The sequence below is a fragment of the Actinoallomurus sp. NBC_01490 genome (genome assembly GCF_036227085.1).
Classification (GTDB): Bacteria; Actinomycetota; Actinomycetes; order Streptosporangiales; family Streptosporangiaceae; genus Actinoallomurus; species Actinoallomurus oryzae.
This window is the reverse complement of the sequence record NZ_CP109433.1, coordinates 7,859,276-7,877,957: the sequence shown is the minus strand read 5'-3', so window position 1 is coordinate 7,877,957 and position 18,682 is coordinate 7,859,276. Positions and strand designations below refer to the sequence as shown.

Below are 18,682 nucleotides of genomic sequence, written 5' to 3'. Positions count from 1 at the left end.
GCCGGACAGTACGGATCACCGTGCTCTCAGGGGGTGATCCGCCACTCCAGGATGCCGCCGGAGACCCCGGCGCCGAGCTGCGCCTCGATCCGGAACCCGGTCGAACGCACGGGCGTGAACGTGGTGCGGTTGTAGGTGTCGCGCGCGGTCCCGTACGGCGAGGGGTCCTCGACCGGCCGCCACGTGCCGCCGTCGCGGTACAGCAGGCGCCACGACACCGGCACCCGGCACTGTCCCTGCCCGGTGTCGTCGAACCAGTACACCTCGGTGGCCGAGGCCGTGACCGGCTCGTCGTAGTCGTACTGGACCCACTCCAGGCTCCCGGTGTGGTCCCACCAGGTGAACCGCGGGATCGACTGGTCGCCGGAGCTCGACGGCGAGACGCCGTCGTACAGCGCCTCGGTCGTGTCGCCGGACCACAGGTGCGAGGCCGTGGCGATCGGCGGCACGACCCAGGTGTGGGCGTCCGGCCCGTGGCCGATCACCGGGAACGTCGTGATCCGCAGGCGCGCCGCGCCCATCGGGACCAGGGTGATCGTCTCCAGCGGCTCGTCCGACCGCGCCGGGCCGTCCTGCAGCGGGCGTACGACGTTCTCGTCGTCGGCCCGCCACTGCGGGATGCGGCGGGCCTTGGCGCGCAGCTCGATCGGCACGCCGCGGCGTGTGAACGGGTCGCCGGTCGCGGCCCGGCGCCGGACGCCGAACGACGAGCCGTCCAGGCCGTAGTTCCACGGCGACCCGGCACCGACCTCGTACTCGGGCCACGACGAGGTGCCGCCGGACCGCCGCCACTTCTCCTCGATCGCCAGGGAGAACGTCAGCGGCCCGTACGAGACCGAGGTCGCCCCGCGGTTCCACGTACGGGTGGTGGCGCGCATCGGCAGGCGCAGCTCGACACGGTCGCCGGATCGCCACAGGCGCGAGACGACGGCGTAGCAGGGCGGCGCCGCCTTCAGCGGGAGCGTCTCGCCGTTCACCCGCAGGACCGGCCGGTCGCACCAGCCCGGGATCCGCAGGTAGAGCGGGAAGGAGACCGGCCGCGGCGTGGACAGGCGCAGCGTGACGGTCTCCTCGAACGGGTAGCCGGTCTCCTCGGTGACGGTCACGGCCGTGCCGTCGGCGCCGACCTTCGCCGTCACCTCCGAGGCCGCGTACAGCGAGGCGGCCAGGCCCGCGTCGTACGTCGCGAGCCACAGCTCCTCGGCGTAGTAGGGCCAGCCCATGCCGTAGTTGTGCGGGCAGCAGCGGTACTGGTGGATGCCCGGTTTGTAGGCCTGCATGGCGAAGTCGTTGTCGAACTGGCCGTGGGTCTTGGCGACGTCGTTCAGGTCGATCGAGTTGGCGCTGGTGATGTAGTGCGTGCCCTTCTGGGCGGGGTCGAAGGCCGCGGGCAGCGAGTTGACCGCGATCTCCTCGCAGCGGTCGGCCCAGACCGGGTCGCCGGTGATCCGCGTCAGCAGCTCGAAGCTGTGCATGAACTCCACGAACCCGCAGGTCTCAAAGCCCTGCCGGGGATCGGTGAAGTAGGGCCGGCAGTTCTCGTCGCCGGCGAACCCGCCTCCGGGGAACCTCCCGTAGGTGCCCATCACGGTGGCGTAGTCGCGGTACGTGGCCGCGCGCAGCGCCGGGTCGCCCGCCAGCACGCCGTACTGCAGCGGCTCGCGGAAGCCCTGGGCGAGGTTGACGTTGTGCCAGGTCGGGATCCCGTTCACGTAGTCGGCCGACCCGGCGTGGATCGTGCGGACGAGGTCGAGCAGCCACGCCTCGCCGGTGCGGTTGTAGGTCCAGTAGACGCTGTCGATCGTGTCGCCCCACCGGTACGCGCCCCAGCCGCGTCCGAACACCGCGGACGGCTGGGCGTGCTGGAACGCGAAATACCGAGTCAGGAATGGGACGATCCGGTCGTCTCCGGTCGCGTCGGCGTAGGAGCGCAGCGCGTCCAGCACCGGCATGTGCGGCCAGAAGTCCGGACCGCCCTCCAGCGAGGTGCGCAGCGAGGCGGGGCCGAAGAAGCCGTCCGGCTGCTGCGCGGCGAGGATGCCGTCGATCCAGCGCCGGGCCTCGTCGCGCACGCGACGGTCGCCGGTGACCAGCCCGAGGTCGGAGAAGCCGCGCAGCCAGTACGGCAGCTCCTCCCAGCCCTCCTTCGCCGGGTCGACCCAGCCGTTCGTCTCGTACACCAGATAGTCCGACACCTCGGTCATGCGGCCGTTCAGGCCCTCGACCTGGAGATCGAGCTGGCGTCGCAGCCAGCCGCCGGGCCGTACGCTGCCGGGTGGCAGCCGCAGGAAGGGTTCGGGGCGCAGCGGGTCCCGGTTCGGCGTGTAGTGCCCGCCGGCCGAGGGCGCCTCGACCGTGCGCACGATCCGTACGCCGTCGCGGCGTTCCGCGGCGGCCGGCCGCGTCACCGCCGGTCCGATGAGGGCGCCGCCACCGGCCGCGAGGCCGCGCCGCAGGAAGGTTCGTCGTTCCACGTGGACTCCCGTCGGGGGCGGGAGGGGCCGCCGGGCGGCCCCTCCCGTGGCTCACTTGCCGGACTGGTAGAGCTGTCCGACCTCGTCGGCCGACAGGGCACGGTCGAACATGTGCACCTGGTCGATGGCGCCGGGCCAGAAGTCGACCGGGTTGCCGCCGAAGCGGCCGCGGCCGATCACGGTGTGGCCCGTCGAGGCGTCACCGAGGCAGGCCGCCGCGGTGCCGGCCTTCTGGCCGTTGACATAGAGGGTGAGTGTGCCGCTCGCCGCGTCGCGGACGCCGACCAGGTGGTACCACTGCCCGGTCTGCGGCGCGGACGGTGCGAGGGCCCGGACGCCGGCGAAGCTGAAGGCGAACCGGTTGTCCTGCCCGGAGTACTGCAGGTAGAAGGCGCTGTTGGTGTCGCCGTCCTGGCTCACCGCCGTGGCGAAGGAGCCGAGCCGGTCCAGCTTCACCCAGGCCGAGACGCTGTAGTTCCCGGTCGTGTCCAGGATCGCCGCGCCCGTGTCGGCGTACTGGTTCGAGCCGTTGAACTGCAGCGCCGATCCCGCGTGCCCCGTCGTCCAGGCGGGGCCGTTCACCAGGGAGGCGTCGTGCGTGCCCACGGTGTCCTCGGTGACCGTGCCGGAGCCCTCGTCGAGCGGGTAGAAGCTCACGCCGTCGAGTCCGGGCGTGCCGGGCGGGTAGGTCGTGCCGTCGCCGGCGCCGACCGAGCCGGACGCCTTGATCAGCGCGAGGTTCGCGGCGCGTACCTGGTCGGCGCCGGGTTTGAGCACCCGGCGGTCGTAGGTGTAGATGCCGTTCAGCTCGTCCTCGACGTCGGTGATCTGCGTGTACACCGACGCGGAGACGCCGCACCGCTGCTCGACCTTCAGCAGCTGGCCCTGCAGCTCGGTGTAGCGGCGGGTGAGGGTGGCCTGGTCCGGCTCCATCTCGTACGCGAAGCCGTTCGCCGGGTCGAACATGTGGCCGTCGACCTTCAGCCCGAGGCCGCCGTACTCCCCGTCCACGGCCGCGCGGACGCCCTGCTGGACGGGAGTGCCCGGCCCGACGTAGGTGTGGTTGTCGTAGATGTCGCCCTCACCGTTGTCGGGCAGGGAGTCGCAGCAGTTGACGCCGCTGTCCGCGTTCACGAGCCGGCTGGGGTCCCAGGACTTGATCTCGCTCACGACGCGGCCGGGCTCGTACTCGCCCCAGCCCTCGTTGAAGGGCACCCACGTCACGATCGAGGGGTGGCTGCGGTGCTGGTCGACGACCGCGTGCAGCTGGCTCTCGAACTGCGCCTTCACCGTGTCCGGCGGCGTGTGCGAGGCGAACGTCGAGGGCATGTCCTGCCAGACGAGCAGGCCGAGCCGGTCCGCCCAGTAGTACCAGCGGTCGGGTTCGACCTTGACGTGCTTGCGGACCATGTTGAAGCCGAGTTTCTTGTGCGCCTCCAGGTCGAAGCGCAGCGCGGCGTCGGTCGGCGCGGTGTAGATGCCGTCCGGCCAGAACCCCTGGTCCAGGGTGCCGACCTGCATCACGAACTTCCCGTTGAGCAGCATGCGGACCTTGCCGTCCGGGCCCTTGCCGAGGCCGATCGAGCGCATGCCGAAGTAGGAGCCCGCCTCGTCCACGGGGCGGTGACGGTCGAGGATCCGCACCTTCAGCGTGTACAGGTACGGGTCGTCGGGGGTCCACAGGTGCGGGTGCGGGACGGGCAGCCTCAGCTCGGTCCCGGCCCGTCCGGTGACCCGGCCGACCTTCTTGCGGCCGGCGTACGCGGTGACCTCGACGGTCTGCGTGGTGATGCCGGAGGCCTGGACGCTCACGCGCAGCGCCTTCGCCGCGAGGTCGGGCGTCGCGTCGACCCGGTCGACGTGCGCGGAGGCGACCGGCTCCATCCACACGGTCTGCCAGATGCCCGAGGACGGGGTGTAGAAGATGCCGTCACCGGTCTGGCGCTGCTTGCCGACCGGCTGGCCGTCGATGTCGGTGGTGTCGTCGACGCCGACGAGGAGCTCCTGCGGGCCGCTGCCCTTCAGCGCGCCGGTGACGTCGGCGGAGAAGGAGTCGTACCCGCCGGTGTGCGTGGCGACCTTGGTGCCGTTGACGTAGACGGCCGTCTGGTAGTCCACGGCCTGGAAGTGCAGCAGCAGCCGGTCGCCGTGCCAGGAGCGCGGCACCGTGAACGTCCGGCGGTACCACATGTGGTCGACGTGCTTCTGGATCCCCGACAGCATCGACTCGACCGGGTACGGCACGAGGATCTTCTCCGGCAGGGTCTGCCCCGTCGGCGGCGCCTGGCCGGCGGCGGAGGCCTCGGCGAACTGCCAGGTGCCGTTGAGGTTCTGCCAGCGGGCGCGGGTCAGCTGCGGCCGGGGGTAGTCGGGCAGCGCGTTGGTCGGCGAGACTTCGTGGGTCCAGGGCGTGGTGAGCTGGGTCTGCGCCTTCGGCGCGTCCGCCGCGGCTCCGGCCGGCACGGCGGGTGCGGCGAGGGCGGTGACCAGCGCGAGAGCGAGGACGATGACGGAGGCCGGACCCCGGGGACGGGTCCGCGCTGTCCGGTGATGGGAGGATCTGCGCGCGTACAAGAGGAGGCTCCAATCTGCCGGTGGTCAGCGCCGGCGAGAGGCACGCGGGGCCAGATGCAGCATGAACGCCTCCGATCACAAATGCAATATTCAGATCGGTTTGCGGTCAACTTGCGATCGGTATTGACAGAACGAGATCGAGAATGGCTCAATACCGGCATCTCGTCCTCACCCTGGAAGGACAGCCCCATGACCCATCGCGTACGCGCGGCAGCGTTCGTCGCCCTCCTCACGCTCGCCGCGGCCGGCTGCGCCAAGTCCGAGGACGACAAGCAGGCCGGCGCCCAGGACACCGCGGGCCAGCAGCAGGTGGCGCAGACTCCGGCCGGCAACGTGCCGACGTGCACGATCGACAAGTTCGGCGCTCACAAGTTCGACCTCAAGAGCGGGGTGGTCGGCTTCTCGCAGTCGGAGAAGGAGGCCAACCCGTTCCGCATCGCGGAGACTCAGTCGATCAAGAGCGAGGCCAAGAAGCTCGGCATCGCGAACCTCAAGACGACGAACGGCCAGTCGCAGTTCAACAAGCAGATCAGCGACGTGCAGCAGCTCATCGCCCAGGGTGCGCAGGCGCTGGTCATCGCCCCGCTCAACTCCGACGGCTGGGAGCCGGTGCTCCAGCAGGCCGCCGCCAAGCACATCCCGATCATCACGGTGGACCGGCAGATCAACGCCACCGCCTGCAAGGACTACGTGACCTTCATCGGGTCGGACTTCTACACGCAGGGCAAGCGCGCCGCCGATCAAATGATCAAGGCGCTCGGCGGCAAGGGCAAGGTCGCGATCCTGCTCGGCGCCTCCGGCAACAACGTCACGACCGACCGCACCAACGGCTTCAAGGACGAGCTGAAGCAGAAGGCGCCCGGCATCCAGATCACCTTCCAGCAGACCGGCGACTTCGCCCGCGAGAAGGGGCAGCAGGTCACCGAGCAGCTCATCCAGAGCAACCCGGACGTGAACGGCCTGTACGCCGAGAACGACGAGATGGCCCTCGGCGCGGTCACCGCGCTCAAGGGCGCCGGCAAGAAGGCCGGCCAGATCAAGATCGTGTCGGTGGACGGCACCCGCAACGCGGTGTCGCAGATCCCGGGCGGCTGGATCTCCGCGGTCATCGAGTCCAACCCGAGGTTCGGGCCGCTCGCCTTCCAGACCCTGACCAAGTTCCTGAACGGCGAGGCCATCCCGCAGAAGGTGATCATTTCCGACCGCGAGTACGACGCGTCCAACGCGAAGCAGTCCGTCTCGTCGGCCTACTAAGGGGTGTCCGTGCCGGATGAGGAGGGTCCGCTGCTCGAGGTGAGCGGCGTCGTCAAACGCTTCACCGGAGTCCTCGCCCTCGACCGGGTCTCGCTGGAGCTGGCCCCCGGAGAGGTGCACGCGCTGGTCGGCGAGAACGGCGCGGGCAAGTCCACACTGATCAAAGTGATCACGGGCGTGTACCGCCCCGACGAGGGCACGATGCGCCTCGCGGGGCGGCCCGCCGACTTCGCCGGTCCCCTGGAGGCCCAGCGCGCGGGCATCCAGGCGGTCCACCAGGAGATCGGGCTGGTCCCGGCGCTGAGCGTGGCGCGGAACCTGCTCCTCGGCCGGGAGCCGCGCCGCCGGTTCGGCACCCTCGACGTCGGGCGCATGCACCGGGAGGCCGAGCGGATCCTGGCCTCCTACGGCATCGACGTCGACGTCCGCCGCCCGCTGCGGTCGCTGGGCGTCGGCGTACAGCAGATGGTCGCGCTCGCCCGCGCCGTCTCCGTCGACGCCCGCGTGGTCGTCATGGACGAGCCGACGTCGTCCCTGGAACCCCGCGAGGTGGAGACGCTGTTCGGCGTCGTCCGCCGGCTCCGCGAGCGGGCCGTCTCGGTGATCTACGTCAGCCACCGTCTGGACGAGCTGTACCGGATCTGCGACGGTGTCACCGTGCTGCGTGACGGCCGGGTCGTCCACCAGGGCCCGCTCGCCGACCTGGAACGGCTGCGGCTCGTCTCGCTGATGCTCGGGCGTCCGGTGTCCGACGTCCGCGCGGGCGGCGTCACCCGGTTCTCCGGTGGCCACGACGCCGCGCGTGAGACCCCCGTCGTCGAGGCGTCCGGCCTCACCCGCCGGCACGTCCTGGACGGCGTGTCGGTCGCGATCCGGCCCGGCGAGGTCGTCGGCCTCGGCGGCCTGCTCGGCGCGGGCCGTACCGAGACCGCCAAGGCGATCGCCGGCGCGCTGCCGCTCGACGACGGGCGGGTGACCGTGGCCGGCGCGCCGCTGCGCCGGGGCTCGGCCGCCGCGGCGGTCCGCGCGGGCGTGGCCCTGCTGCCCGAGGACCGCAAGTCCGAGGGCGTCATCGGCACCCTGTCGGTGCGCGAGAACATCGCGCTCGCGGCACTGCCCCGGCTGTCGCGCGCCGGCCTGGTCTCCGAGGCGCGCATCGACCGCATCGTGGAGACCTTCATGCGGCGGCTGCGCATCAAGGCCGCCGGACCGCACCAGCGCGTCGCCGAGCTGTCCGGCGGCAACCAGCAGAAGGTCCTGCTCGCGCGCTGGCTCGCCACCGAGCCGAAGATCCTGCTGCTGGACGAACCGACGCGCGGCATCGACGTCGGGGCCAAGGCCGAGGTCCAGGCCCTGATCGACGAGCTCGCCCGCGACGGGCTGGGCGTGCTGCTGATCTCCGCCGACCTGGAGGAACTGGTCGAGGGCTCGGACCGCGTCGTGGTGTTGAAGGACGGCGCGGTCGTCGGCGAGCTCAGCGGCGGCGACCTCACCGAGGAACGCGTGATGACGACGATCGCCGACGCCGGGGGAGGCGTGAGCCGATGACCGAAACCGCCGGGAGGCCCGCGACGATGACCGACACCGCCGGGAGAGGCTCGCGACGATGACCGATATCGCCGGGGGAGGCCCGGGACGATGACCGATACCGCCGCCGTACCCGTCTCGCGGCTCGACCGTGGCCGCCTGCTCGCGTGGCTGCAGGACTACGGCGTGTACGCCGCGATCGCCGCGCTCGTCCTCGTCAACATCGCGATCACCCCGCGGTTCCTGTCGCTGGAGAACCTGCGCACCCAGCTCGTCCAGGTGGCGCCGGTCGTCATCGTCTCGCTCGGCATGGCGCTGGTGATCGGCACCGAGGGCGTCGATCTGTCGGTCGGCTCGGTGATGGCGCTCACCGCCGCCCTGATCCCGCTCTATCTCGGGTACGGCGTCGTGCCCGCCGTCGTGGCCGGGCTGCTCGGTGGTGTCGCGGTCGGGCTGGTCAACGGCTCGCTCGTCGCGTTCGTCGGCGTGCAGCCCATCGTCGCGACGCTCGCGCTGTTCGTCGGCGGGCGGGGCATCGCGCTCGTCGTCGCGGGCGGGCAGCTCAAGGACATCCACGACCAGACGCTGCTGGACCTCGGCTCCTCCAGCCTGCTCGGCGTTCCCCTGCCGGTGGTGGTCGCCGTCGTCCTCACCGTCGTGGTCATGGCGGTGGTGCGCCGCACGACGTTCGGCCGGCGGTTGGTGGCCATCGGCGGCAACCGTACGGCGAGCGAGCTGTCGGGACTGCCCGTACGGCGCGTCCTGCTGCTCGTGTACGTGGTGTCGGGCCTGCTCGCGGCCGTGGCCGGCACGCTCGCCACGGCCCGGTTGCAGGCGAGCGACCCGTCGTCGCTGGGCCTGCTGATGGAGCTGTCGGCGATCACCGCGGTCGTGGTCGGCGGCACGCCGCTGAACGGCGGCCGCGTCCGCGTGCTGGGCACGGTCGCCGGGGCGCTGCTGATCCAGCTCGTCCGCGCGACGCTCATCAAGCACGACCTCGCGGACTCGGTCGCGCAGATGGTGCAGGCAGTGATCATTCTTGCGGCCGTGTACGCCGCGCGAGGGGCGGGCCGGCGATGACCGAATCCATGACCGCGACCGCGGCCGTCACCGAGCCCGCCGCCGGGCCCACCGGCCGCGAGCGCGCCTTCGGCCTGATCCAGCGGCACGGCGCCGCCGCCGTGCTGGTCCTGCTGGTGGCGATCGGCTCGTTCACCTTCGACCGCTTCCCGACCGGCGCGAACCTCGGCAACATCGCGATCACTTCCTCGTTCCTGGCGATGGTCGCCCTCGGCATGACCTTCGTGATCATCACCGGCGGCATCGACCTGTCGGTCGGCTCGGTGTTCGCGCTCGGCGGGGTGCTGGCCGCGTACGCGGTGCGGTGGGGGTCGCTGGCCGCGCTGCTGCTGCCGCTCGTGGTGTGCGGGGCGTTCGGCCTGGTCCAGGGCCTGCTGATCGCCCGGGTGCGGCTGGCCCCGTTCATCGTCACGCTGGCCGGCCTGCTGGGCGCGCGCGGCCTGCTGCTGTCGATCTCGGGCGAGGGCTCGACGACGTACCTGATCCCGCACGGCGCGCTGATCGCCCGGGTCGGCCAGGGCAGCGTCTTCGGCATCGGGTACCCGGTCTATCTGACGCTGGCCCTGTTCGTCGCCGGCGCGGTGCTGCTCCAGCGGACGAGGTTCGGCCAGTGCGTGTACGCGATCGGCGGCAGCGAGGACGCGGCCGAGCTGATGGGCGTCCCGGTGACCCGGACGAAGGTCGCGGTGTACGTCATGTCGGGCCTGCTCGCGGGCCTGGCGGGCACCCTGAACGCGGCTCGCCTGTCCTCGGGCGTGACGATCCTGGGCACCGGCATGGAACTCGACGTGATCGCCGCGGTCGTCATCGGCGGCACGCTGCTGACCGGCGGCGCGGGCTCGGTGAGCGGTACGGTCGCCGGCGTCCTGCTGCTGGGCGTGATCCAGAACCTCATCAACCAGATCGGCGACCTGTCCTCGTCCTACCAGCAGGTGGTCAGCGGCGCCTTCCTCGCGGCGGTGGTCGTCGTCCAGACCTACCTGAGCAGGGTCCAGCGCCTGCGCTGACGGGTGGGCTCGTGCTCCGTCCGCGCGTCAGCGGCGTGCCGGGTCGGCGGCGGCGAACTCGTCGTGGTTCAGGCCGCGCAGCAGGCTCAGCTTGTCGAGGGCGGGTGTGCCCGGCGGCGGCGTGAAGATCACGAGCATCTGGTCCTCGGCCGGGCTGAGGAGCGTCTCGCATTCGAGTTCGACCGGCCCCACGGTGGGGTGGTCGACGCGGATACGGCTGTTGCGCCGCACGGCGACCTCGTGCAGTTCCCACAGGGCGGCGAACTCGGGACTGGCGGCCTGGAGATCGGCGACCAGCCGGGTGGAGGCGGCGTCGCCGCCGCGCCGGGCGATGGAGGCACGCAGGTCCGCGGCGTAGGCGCGGCTGTGCTCGTGGCGTTCGTCGGGTGAGTAGATCCGGCGGATCGCGGGGTCGGTGAACCAGCGCCAGACGAAGTTGCGGTCCTGTTCGCGGACCGAGCAGATGCAGCCGAGGAGCGCTTCGGCCATGGTGTTGTGCGCGAGCAGGTCGCCGAGGTCGTTGGTGATGTGGGCCGGGGTCTCCTTGAGCTCGTCGAGCAGGTACAGCAGGCCGGGCCGTACATGGTCGCCCGCCATGCGGCCCGCGGGCGGGCGGTGCCCGGCCAGCAGGTAGAGGTGGTCGCGCTCGTCGTCGGTGAGCCGCAGCGCACGGGCCAGCGAGGCGAGGATCTGGACCGAGGGCTGGGGGCTCCTGGCCTGTTCGAGGCGCATGTAGTAGTCGGCGGACATCCCGGCGAGCTGGGAGACCTCCTCCCGTCGCAGTCCGGGCGTACGGCGCCGGGAGCCGCCCGGCAGACCCACCTCCTCGGGCCGCAGCCGCCCCCTGCGGCGGCGCAGGAAGTCGGCGAGCTCAGCGCGGTCCATGTCCATCCCCCCATCATCGCCGAGCCCGTGCGCCGCACCGGCACGGGCAGCCAAGGACCGCCGATCCTAGGGAAGACCGTCCGCTCGTATCCGCCCCGGACCCCCGGCAGCATCGTCGACGGACATGCCGGACGGACCGGCATGGAGCATCAGGGAGTTCGGAATGCCGAAGGCAGTGAGGTTCCAGCAGTACGGCGGCATCGAGGTGCTGCGGGTCGTCGAGGTCGACCGGCCGGTCCCCGGACCCGGTCAGGTCCTCGTACGGGTCGTCGTGGCGGCGATCAACCCCGGGGAGGTGCACATCCGTACCGGCGCGCTCCACGACCGCTGGCCCGCGACGTTCCCCTCTGGTGAGGGAAGCGACCTGGCCGGGATCGTCGAGGAGACCGGTGCGGGCGTCGAGGGGTTCGCGATCGGTGACGAGGTGATCGGCTTCACGGACAACCGCGCGAGTCACGCCGAGTTCGTCGTCGTGGAGGCCGCCGACCTCATCCCGCGGCCGGCGGACGTCCCGTGGGAACAGGCCGGAACGCTGTACGTGGCCGGAACCACGGCGTACGCGGCGGTCCGGGCCGTCGCGGCGGGACCGGGCGACACGGTCGTGATCTCCGGCGCCGCCGGGGGAGTGGGTTCGATCGCGGTGCAGCTCGCCCGCCACACCGGGGCGACCGTCATCGGCCTGGCGAGCGAGGCCAACCACGAGTGGCTCGCCGCGCACGGAGCGATCCCGGTCACCTACGGCGAGGGTGTCGCCGACCGCATCAGGGCCGCCGCCGACGGCGGGAAGATCGACGCCTTCATCGACACCTTCGGCGCCGACTACGTCGAGATGGCATTGGATCTCGGAGTGGTGCCGGAGCGGATCGACACCATCACCGACCACCGGGCCACCGAGAAGTACGGCGTCAAGACCGACGGGAACAGCGCCGCGGGGAACGCCCAGGTGATCGCCGAGCTGGCCGCGCTGATCGGCGCCGGCCGCCTGGAGATCCCGATCGCCGCCACGTACCCGCTGGAGGAGGTCCGGGACGCCTTCCGTGAACTGGAGCGCGGCCACACCCGGGGCAAGATCGTCCTCCGACCGTGAGCCCGCGGGCGCTCAGGGGAGCAGGGCGAGCGCCTCGTGCAGGTTGTGCTCGACGATCGCGTGCATGAACTCCCGGTCGGGAAAGTCGCCGTCGAGGAGGCGGAGGGGCCCGGCCACCAGGGAGAGATGCGTGGCAAGCGCGTAGAGGCCGAGGCGCCGCGGGTCGAGACCGGGCCGGGAGAGGGCCGCGTAACGCTCGCCGAACCGGAGGCGGAGGAAGACGTGTTCCCATTCGACGTCGAAGTACATCAGGCCCTCGACGTCGATGAGGACCGGATGCCCTTCGGCGCTCACCAGGACGTGGTCGGGGCCGAGCTCGCCGTGGATCAGCCCGTACTCGGTGCGCGGGACCACCAGCGCCCGCAGCTCCCGCAGGCGCTCGTCGAGCCGGCCCCGCGCCGCCGCCATCCTGGTGTCGCGCCCCGCGGCCTCATCGAGGTCGCGCAGGGCCCGGTCGAGGACCAGCTGTTCGCAGGAGTCGCCGAGGGCGATGCCGCCCCGCTCCAGCAGGTCCACCCTGCCGTAGCGGGGAGCGTGGTGCCGGTGCATCAGGTCCAGAGTGCGGGCCAGGTCGTTCAGGGCGGCGTCCGCGCGGCCGGGGTCGGTGTCGAAGAGAGCCTCCAGCGGGCCACCGGTGATGTCCTCGACCACGGCGACGTCCGCCGCGTGCCGCCGCCTGGTGTCGTCCGCCCACAGCACGCGCGGGACGCGCGCCCCGACCTCGTCCAGCCTGCGCCGCGCGGCCAGGAACGGCACGAGCCCGGAGACGGGCGCGAACGGGTCCGTCACCTCACCGGCGGCGCCGGGCCAGAAGTTCTCCTCGTCGGCCCAGCGGTAGACGATCAGGCTCGCCGGGCCGGCCCCGTCGAGCCTGATCCGGTACACGCCCTTCTTCGTTCCTCCGCGCAGGCGGTCCACCCCGGCGATCCGGTGCCTCTTCCCGAGCGCGTCCGACACCACTCCCGACAGGTCCTCGGCCTCCGCGAATCCACGCACCCGCAGACCGTACTCCGAGCCGGGCCACCCGTACGCTCGGGCGAGTCGGTCAGGCCTGTTCCATCGCCTCGCCGACCTCCTTGCCCGCGCCCCAGTGTCGCTGGTCGGCGAGCATGTGGCCGACGCCGACGATCAGCGCGACCGGCCACTCCACCACCTCCAGGGCGGCGAGCACGCCGAGCCCGGCGTAGAAGATCAGCCGGTCGCGCGGGGGCAGCGTCACCGAGCCGAGCACGGGCACCTCCACGACCGTGCCCTTGCGCGTCCGCCTGACCGCCGACTTCGCCATGGCCCTTCACCTCCAGCTCAGCGTCGCCACCTTCACTTCCTACCCGCTCAGGCGGACAGCTCGCGCTCCAGCGGGGTGCGGAAGCGCGGAATCACCCGGACCGGGCCGATCCACTCGCTCAGGCGCGCGGCCTCCGCCTTCACCGCGGTCTCGGCCTCCGCACCGACGTCCTCCAGCAGCCGGTAGACCACCGAGCCGTCGGCGCGCTGGGACCAGCCGCCCACGACCCGGCCGTCGCACCACACCGTCGGACCCGCGTTGCCCGACCGGTCGAACAGGGCCGGGCCGTGTTCGCCCAGGTACCAGTCCCGGCCGGTCCAGCCCATCACGGTCGGGTCCAGGCCCGGCAGCAGCGCCACCCACGGCTCGGGAGGCGCCACCGGCTCCGCGTCGCCGGCGAGGACCAGGCCGGGCGTGCCGTCCAGGTCGACCTCCTCGGTCTCCACCTGCGCCAGCGCCTGTTTGACCTGGGTCATGGTCAGGCCGGTCCACCACTTGAGGTCGGCGGCCGTGCCCGGCCCGAACGCGGCGAGCCAGCGGCGGACCAGCTCCGCTCGCGCGGTCTCGGCGGGTACCGCCGGGATCCCGTCCGGCAGCCACGACTCGATCGGCGACCACTGGAACTGGTTGCTGATCCACGAACCGCGCGGGCGGCCCCGTACGATCCGGCCCTGGACGGCCAGGCCGAGCAGCACCCGGCTCGCGATCGCCGGACTGGCCTCGTTGCGGCTGCCGCGCCCCAGCACGATCCGCTCCTTCAGCCGCGGCACGTCGGCGGACAGCTCGGTCGCGTACGCCGCGCCGCGGGCGCGCAGCGCGGCGAGCGTCTCGTCCTCGACCTCCCGCAGCCACGCGTCGTCGCCGAGCCCCGCCTCCTGGAGCAACTTCAGCGTACGGCGGCGTTCGAGGCGCGCGACGTCGTCGGCGCAGGCCGCCTGCACGACCGGCACCAGCTCGGCGGGGACGGCGAAGACGGTCCGCCGCATGCAGAGCATCCGCACCAGCCGGCGCTCCTCGTACAGCTCCCGCTCGATGCCCGCGATGTCGGGAGAGTGCATCCGGGCCGCCGCCGCGAGGTAGACCGCCGCCGGGTCGGTGCCGTGCAGCACCACCAGCGCACGGGCCGCCTCGGCGGCGCTGCCGGCCGGCGTCGCCAGTCGGTGCCGTACACCGATGCGCGCCCGCCGTTCCGCCACCGTGATCCGCCTGATCGCCATCCGCTGATTATCGCCGGAGCGGGGTACCACGCTCACAGGGGCGGGACGGCCGATCGGGGGAGACGTGCACGTGTTCGCGGCCGCGTCACCGGCCGACCTGCTGGCCGCACGGGAGCAGATGGCCCTGTCCCTGGGCTGGCACATCATCCTCGCGTGCTTCGGCGTCGGCATGCCCGCGCTCACCGTCTTCGCCGAGTGGCGCGGCGTGCGGACGGGTGATGAGGACTACGTACGGCTGGCGCACCAGTGGGCCAGGGCGATGGGCGTCCTGTTCGCCGTCGGCGCGGTCTCCGGCACGATCCTTTCGTTCGAGATGGGCCTGCTCTGGCCCGGCCTGATGGCGACGTACGGACAGGTCATCGGCCTGCCGTTCGCGCTGGAGGGGTTCGCGTTCTTCATCGAGGCGATCTTCCTGGGCATCTACCTGTACGCCTGGGGCCGGCTGTCGCCGCGCCGGCACGTGCTGACCGGCCTGCCGGTGTGCGTCGCCGGGGTGGCCTCCGCCGTCTTCGTCGTCGCCGCGAACGCCTGGATGAACCAGCCGCGCGGCTTCGACCTGGTGAACGGTTCCGTCACGCACGTACGGCCGTGGCGGGCGCTGTTCAACCCGGCGATGCCCTGGCAGGTCGTGCACATGGTCCTGGCCGCCTTCATGGTCACCGGGTTCGGCATCGCGAGCGTGTACGCCGCCGGGATGCTGCGGGGTCGCCGTGACCGGTACCACCGGATCGGCCTCCTGCTCCCCTTCGTCGCCGCGGCCGTCGTCACCCTGCCCCAGATCGTCATCGGCGACACCCTGGCGCGGCTCCTGGCCACCCAGCAGCCCGCCAAGCTCGCCGCGATCGAAGGCCTGAACCACACCGGCTCCCACCGGCCCATCTCGCTCGGCGGCCTGTACCTGGGCGGCCGGATCCGGTACGCCCTGCGGATCCCCGACGGCCTGTCGCTCCTCGTCGGCTACCGGCCGGGCACGGTGGTGAAGGGCCTGGACACGGTGCCGCCCGCCGACCGTCCCCCGGTCAACCCGGTGCACCTGGGCTTCCAGGTGATGGTGGCGATCGGGTTCGGGCTGCTGGTCCTGTCCGCCTGGCAGGCGTGGTCCTGGTGGCGGCGGCGTGACCTGCCGCGGTCGCGGTGGTTCCTGCGGTTCTGCGCGGTCGCCGGGATCGCCTCCGTGGTCGCGCTGGAGGCGGGCTGGGTCACCACGGAGGTCGGCCGGCAGCCGTGGATCGTGTGGCACCACCAGCGCACCGCCGACGCGGTCAACCCGGCGCCCGGCCTGTGGGTCGGCCTCGTCGCGGTGCTGGTCGTCTACACCGTGCTCACCGTCGCCGCCGTGTACGTCCTGGTCCGGCTGCGGAGCCGCCCGGTGGTCGCGCCGCAGGAGGGCTGGACCGAGGAGTACGAGCCATGACCGAGCGGAGCGAGGGAATCGAAGACGCGCCCTTGTGGTCACCCTCCCCGACGCCGGGAGGTCGGTCGGGGTGGGTTGGTCGGGAAAAGAAGGAGGGCTCATGACCGCGGCGCAGTGGCTGCTGGTCCTCACCTGGGCCGGGGTGACCCTGTACGCGCTGCTGGGCGGGGCCGACTTCGGCGGGGGCTTCTGGGACATGCTGGCGGGCGGCGCCCGGCGCGGGTTCGCCCAGCGACGGCTCATCGAACACTCGATCGGGCCGGTCTGGGAGGCGAACCACGTCTGGCTCATCTTCGTCCTCGTCATGTTCTGGACGTGCTTTCCCCGCGTGTTCGCCTCCGTGGCCTCCACGCTGTACATCCCGCTGACGCTCATCGCGTTCGGCATCATCGCCCGGGGCGCGGCGTTCGCGTTCCGCAAGGCCAGCACGGAGCTGTGGCAGCTACGGCTGTTCGGCGGCGCGTTCGCGCTGTCGTCGATCCTCACGCCGTTCTTCCTGGGTACGGTCGCGGGCGGCGTCGCCTCCGGGCGCGTACCGTCGGGCCTGGCCCGAGGGGACCTGCTGACGAGCTGGTGGAACCCCACGTCGGTGCTCGCGGGCCTGGTCGCCGTCGGCAGCACGGCGTACCTGGCGGCCGTCTACCTCACCGGCGACGCACGCCGCGGCGGCGACACCGCACTGGCGGAGGCGTTCCGACTCCGCGCGCTGGTCACCGCCGTGGTCACCGGCGCGATCGTCCTCGGCGGCATCGTCATCCTGCGCGACGACGCCCCGCGGCTGTACGCCGGCCTCACCGGGCGCGCGCTCCCCGTGGTCGCCCTGTCGGCCTTCGCGGGGATCGTGTCACTGGTCCTGCTCCTGCTGCGCCACTACGCCACGGCCCGCGGCACCGCCGCCCTCGCCGTCGCGGCCGTGCTGTGGGCGTGGGCGGCCGCGCAGTACCCGCTGCTGCTCCCGCCGGACGTCACCGTCACCCGCGCCGCGGCCGATCCGGCCGTCCTGCACGCGACCCTGGCCTCGGTCGTCGTGGGCATGGTCCTGCTGGTGCCGTCACTGCTGTGGCTGTTCGCGCTCTTCCAGCGAGTGCCGAAGCGGTGATGGCCTTCCGTGGGAGAACAGCCCGGCCGGAGCCGCGCAGGACCTGAGCGTCTTCAAGGGTTTCCGGGCAGGAGCCGGTCCAGATGGGCGTCCATGGCCGCCACGGCCGAGTCCGGGGGCAGGCCGCCCGGATCCGTCAGCATGTGCAGCAGCAGTCCGTCGACGAGCGCGGCCGTGGCCGCCGCCGCCGCATCGGGCTCGAGGCCCGCCGCGGCCTCCCCTTCGTCCTTGGCGTGGGCGAAGGCCCGGGCGAGGTATCCGCGCAGCTTGCCCAGCAGCGAGTGCTGAACTTCGGCGAGAGGCGCCGAGATCACGGCTCTGGCCGCGAAGGCGAGGTATACGCGCGATTCGACGCTGCGAGGCTCGTCCAGGGGCAGGAGTTCGAGTACCACGCGACGGATGCACTCTTTGACGGTTTCGACGGTGCCGCTCCGGTCCAGGCCGCCCATCGCGCGGAGGATGATCTTCTCGGCGAGCGATTCCCAGGCCATCAGCACCATCTCGTCCTTGGTGCGGCAGTAGTACTGCACCGTCCCGATCGAGACGTCCGCGGCGGCGGCCACCTCCCGGATGCTGACGTGATCCAGCCCCCGTTCGGCGGTGATCTCGACGAGAGAGTCCAGGAGCCGCTGTCGGCGGTCGGTCATACGCGCCACCATACAGGAGGCAATACGGAGACTATACAAATGTATGCCATACGACTGTATGGTGCCCTGTATGAGCAGACAGGCTCCTCTTCGTACGGTGAGTCCCCCGGCCGCCCGTGACGGCCGGCGGATCCCGCGACCGTTCCGCCACCGCAGCGTGGGGCTGGCGGCCCTCGGGTTCGTCCTCGTCAACGGGCTGCTGATATCCATCGGGGGGCGGCATCTGCCGTTCCACGCGTCCTCGCTGGCCGAGCCGCCCACGCCGGCCGCCGTACTCGGCGCCGACGCCATGTACCTGGAGATATTCGGGCTCATGGCCCTCGCCTACCTGCTCACGCGCCGACGCGCCGGAGTGGACCTGGCGGCACGCGCCCCTGCTCGGCCCCAGGCGCGGCGGGAGACCCTGCTCGTCCTGGCCTACGGGGTCGTCGCGATGCTCGGCGGCCTCATGCTGGGGCGCGCCTTCGGCTGGCACGCGTTCGGGTTCCACCTCGATGGAATGGTGATCCGCACCGGGCAGCGGGTCATGCCGGAGGAGATGGTGGCCTGGGCGGCTTACAACCTCGTGGTGTACGCCGTGGTGCCCTTCTTGGTGTTCCGCCGGCGCTATTCCGCCGAGCAGCTGAACCTGCGTTCGAGGGATCGCCGCGGCGACCTGCTGGTGATCCTGGTGATCCTGGCCGTGGAATCCACCGTCCAGCTGCTGTCGAACGGCGCGATCCTGGACCTGAAGCCGCGCCAGCTCCTGCTCGGAGCGCCCCTTACGTTCGCCCTCTCCTTCGCCGGCACGGTCCTGCCGACCATGGTTTTCATCTATTGCATCTTGACGCCGCGTTACCTGAAGCTGACGGGGTCCGTGCCGGCGACGGTGATTCTCGGCGGGCTGACCTACGCGCTGCTGCACTTCTTCGACGGCTGGACGAACTTCGCCTCGCCGGTCGACACGCTGTTGTCGGTGCTCTACCTCCTGCTGTTCTACACCGGGCCGGGAATGTTCAAGACGTTCCTCACGGTGCGAACCGCCAACGCGTGGGTGCACGTGTGGGCCTACCATGCGATCGCACCGCACACACTGATCGATACGCCGATGACGGTGGAAGTGTTCGGGATACGCGGCTGAGGGGTGCCGCAG

The 18,682-nt window shown here is 71.7% G+C and carries 15 protein-coding genes; 8 read left to right on the top strand and 7 right to left on the bottom strand.

Translation table 11 applies throughout. The annotated features are described in order from the left end of the window. Positions 1–26: 26 nt before the first annotated feature. Together OG417_RS36290 and OG417_RS36285 are read right to left on the bottom strand one after the other, a co-directional pair. A complete protein-coding gene (locus tag OG417_RS36290) occupies positions 27–2,474 on the bottom strand; it encodes a beta-L-arabinofuranosidase domain-containing protein (RefSeq protein WP_329238704.1) in 2,448 nt (815 codons plus the stop codon). A gap of 51 nt (positions 2,475–2,525) precedes the next feature. Next, positions 2,526–5,048, bottom strand: coding sequence for a LamG-like jellyroll fold domain-containing protein (locus OG417_RS36285; protein ID WP_329238702.1), 2,523 nt, complete (start codon positions 5,046–5,048; stop codon positions 2,526–2,528). Between the two features lie 189 nt (positions 5,049–5,237). Here OG417_RS36285 and OG417_RS36280 point away from each other — a divergent pair, with 189 nt between their 5' ends. The 4 genes from OG417_RS36280 to OG417_RS36265 all read left to right on the top strand — a co-directional run bounded on the left by OG417_RS36280 (position 5,238) and on the right by OG417_RS36265 (position 9,916). After that, positions 5,238–6,302: an ABC transporter substrate-binding protein gene (locus tag OG417_RS36280; protein ID WP_329238699.1), complete on the top strand. Its 1,065-nt coding sequence runs from the start codon at positions 5,238–5,240 to the stop codon at positions 6,300–6,302. A 9-nt stretch (positions 6,303–6,311) separates the two neighbouring features. Continuing rightward, on the top strand, positions 6,312–7,850 hold the full coding sequence (locus OG417_RS36275; protein WP_329238696.1) for a sugar ABC transporter ATP-binding protein: 1,539 nt from the start codon (positions 6,312–6,314) through the stop codon (positions 7,848–7,850). 90 nt (positions 7,851–7,940) lie between these two features. Continuing rightward, on the top strand, positions 7,941–8,909 hold the full coding sequence (locus OG417_RS36270; RefSeq protein ID WP_329238693.1) for an ABC transporter permease: 969 nt from the start codon (positions 7,941–7,943) through the stop codon (positions 8,907–8,909). After that, the gene (locus OG417_RS36265; protein ID WP_329238691.1) at positions 8,906–9,916 is read left to right on the top strand and encodes an ABC transporter permease; all 1,011 of its coding nucleotides are present in this window, start codon (positions 8,906–8,908) and stop codon (positions 9,914–9,916) included. Before OG417_RS36270 ends, OG417_RS36265 begins: the two co-directional genes overlap by 4 nt. Before the next feature lie 27 nt (positions 9,917–9,943). On the opposite strand, the gene OG417_RS36260 is transcribed toward OG417_RS36265, so the two are convergent. Then, on the bottom strand, positions 9,944–10,807 hold the full coding sequence (locus OG417_RS36260) for a helix-turn-helix transcriptional regulator (RefSeq protein WP_329238688.1): 864 nt from the start codon (positions 10,805–10,807) through the stop codon (positions 9,944–9,946). Between the two features lie 157 nt (positions 10,808–10,964). Between OG417_RS36260 and OG417_RS36255 the strand changes: the two genes are divergently transcribed. Next, a complete protein-coding gene (locus OG417_RS36255) occupies positions 10,965–11,888 on the top strand; it encodes an NADP-dependent oxidoreductase (protein WP_329238686.1) in 924 nt (307 codons plus the stop codon). Between the two features lie 12 nt (positions 11,889–11,900). On the opposite strand, the gene OG417_RS36250 is transcribed toward OG417_RS36255, so the two are convergent. The 3 genes from OG417_RS36250 to OG417_RS36240 are packed head-to-tail and all read right to left on the bottom strand — an operon-like array spanning position 11,901 to position 14,390. Then, complete coding sequence (locus tag OG417_RS36250; protein ID WP_329238683.1) at positions 11,901–12,884, bottom strand: phosphotransferase family protein; 984 nt, start codon at positions 12,882–12,884, stop codon at positions 11,901–11,903. Between the two features lie 49 nt (positions 12,885–12,933). Continuing rightward, the gene (locus OG417_RS36245; protein WP_329238680.1) at positions 12,934–13,173 is read right to left on the bottom strand and encodes a hypothetical protein; all 240 of its coding nucleotides are present in this window, start codon (positions 13,171–13,173) and stop codon (positions 12,934–12,936) included. A 47-nt stretch (positions 13,174–13,220) separates the two neighbouring features. After that, entirely contained in the window at positions 13,221–14,390 is a 1,170-nt protein-coding gene (locus OG417_RS36240) for a winged helix DNA-binding domain-containing protein (protein ID WP_329238676.1), read from the bottom strand. Between the two features lie 64 nt (positions 14,391–14,454). Here OG417_RS36240 and OG417_RS36235 point away from each other — a divergent pair, with 64 nt between their 5' ends. Continuing rightward, the gene (locus OG417_RS36235; protein WP_329238673.1) at positions 14,455–15,804 is read left to right on the top strand and encodes a cytochrome ubiquinol oxidase subunit I; all 1,350 of its coding nucleotides are present in this window, start codon (positions 14,455–14,457) and stop codon (positions 15,802–15,804) included. A gap of 100 nt (positions 15,805–15,904) precedes the next feature. Then, positions 15,905–16,903 (top strand): cytochrome d ubiquinol oxidase subunit II, encoded by a 999-nt coding sequence (locus tag OG417_RS36230; RefSeq protein ID WP_329238670.1) that lies wholly within the window; start codon positions 15,905–15,907, stop codon positions 16,901–16,903. Positions 16,904–16,956: 53 nt separating this feature from the next. Here the strand turns inward: OG417_RS36230 and OG417_RS36225 are convergent, their stop codons facing one another. Next, positions 16,957–17,550 carry a TetR/AcrR family transcriptional regulator gene (locus tag OG417_RS36225; RefSeq protein WP_329238666.1) on the bottom strand — a complete coding sequence of 198 codons (594 nt, stop codon included), beginning with the start codon at positions 17,548–17,550 and terminating at the stop codon, positions 16,957–16,959. Positions 17,551–17,620: 70 nt separating this feature from the next. Here OG417_RS36225 and OG417_RS36220 point away from each other — a divergent pair, with 70 nt between their 5' ends. Continuing rightward, on the top strand, positions 17,621–18,670 hold the full coding sequence (locus tag OG417_RS36220) for a hypothetical protein (protein ID WP_329238663.1): 1,050 nt from the start codon (positions 17,621–17,623) through the stop codon (positions 18,668–18,670). Positions 18,671–18,682 lie beyond the last annotated feature (12 nt).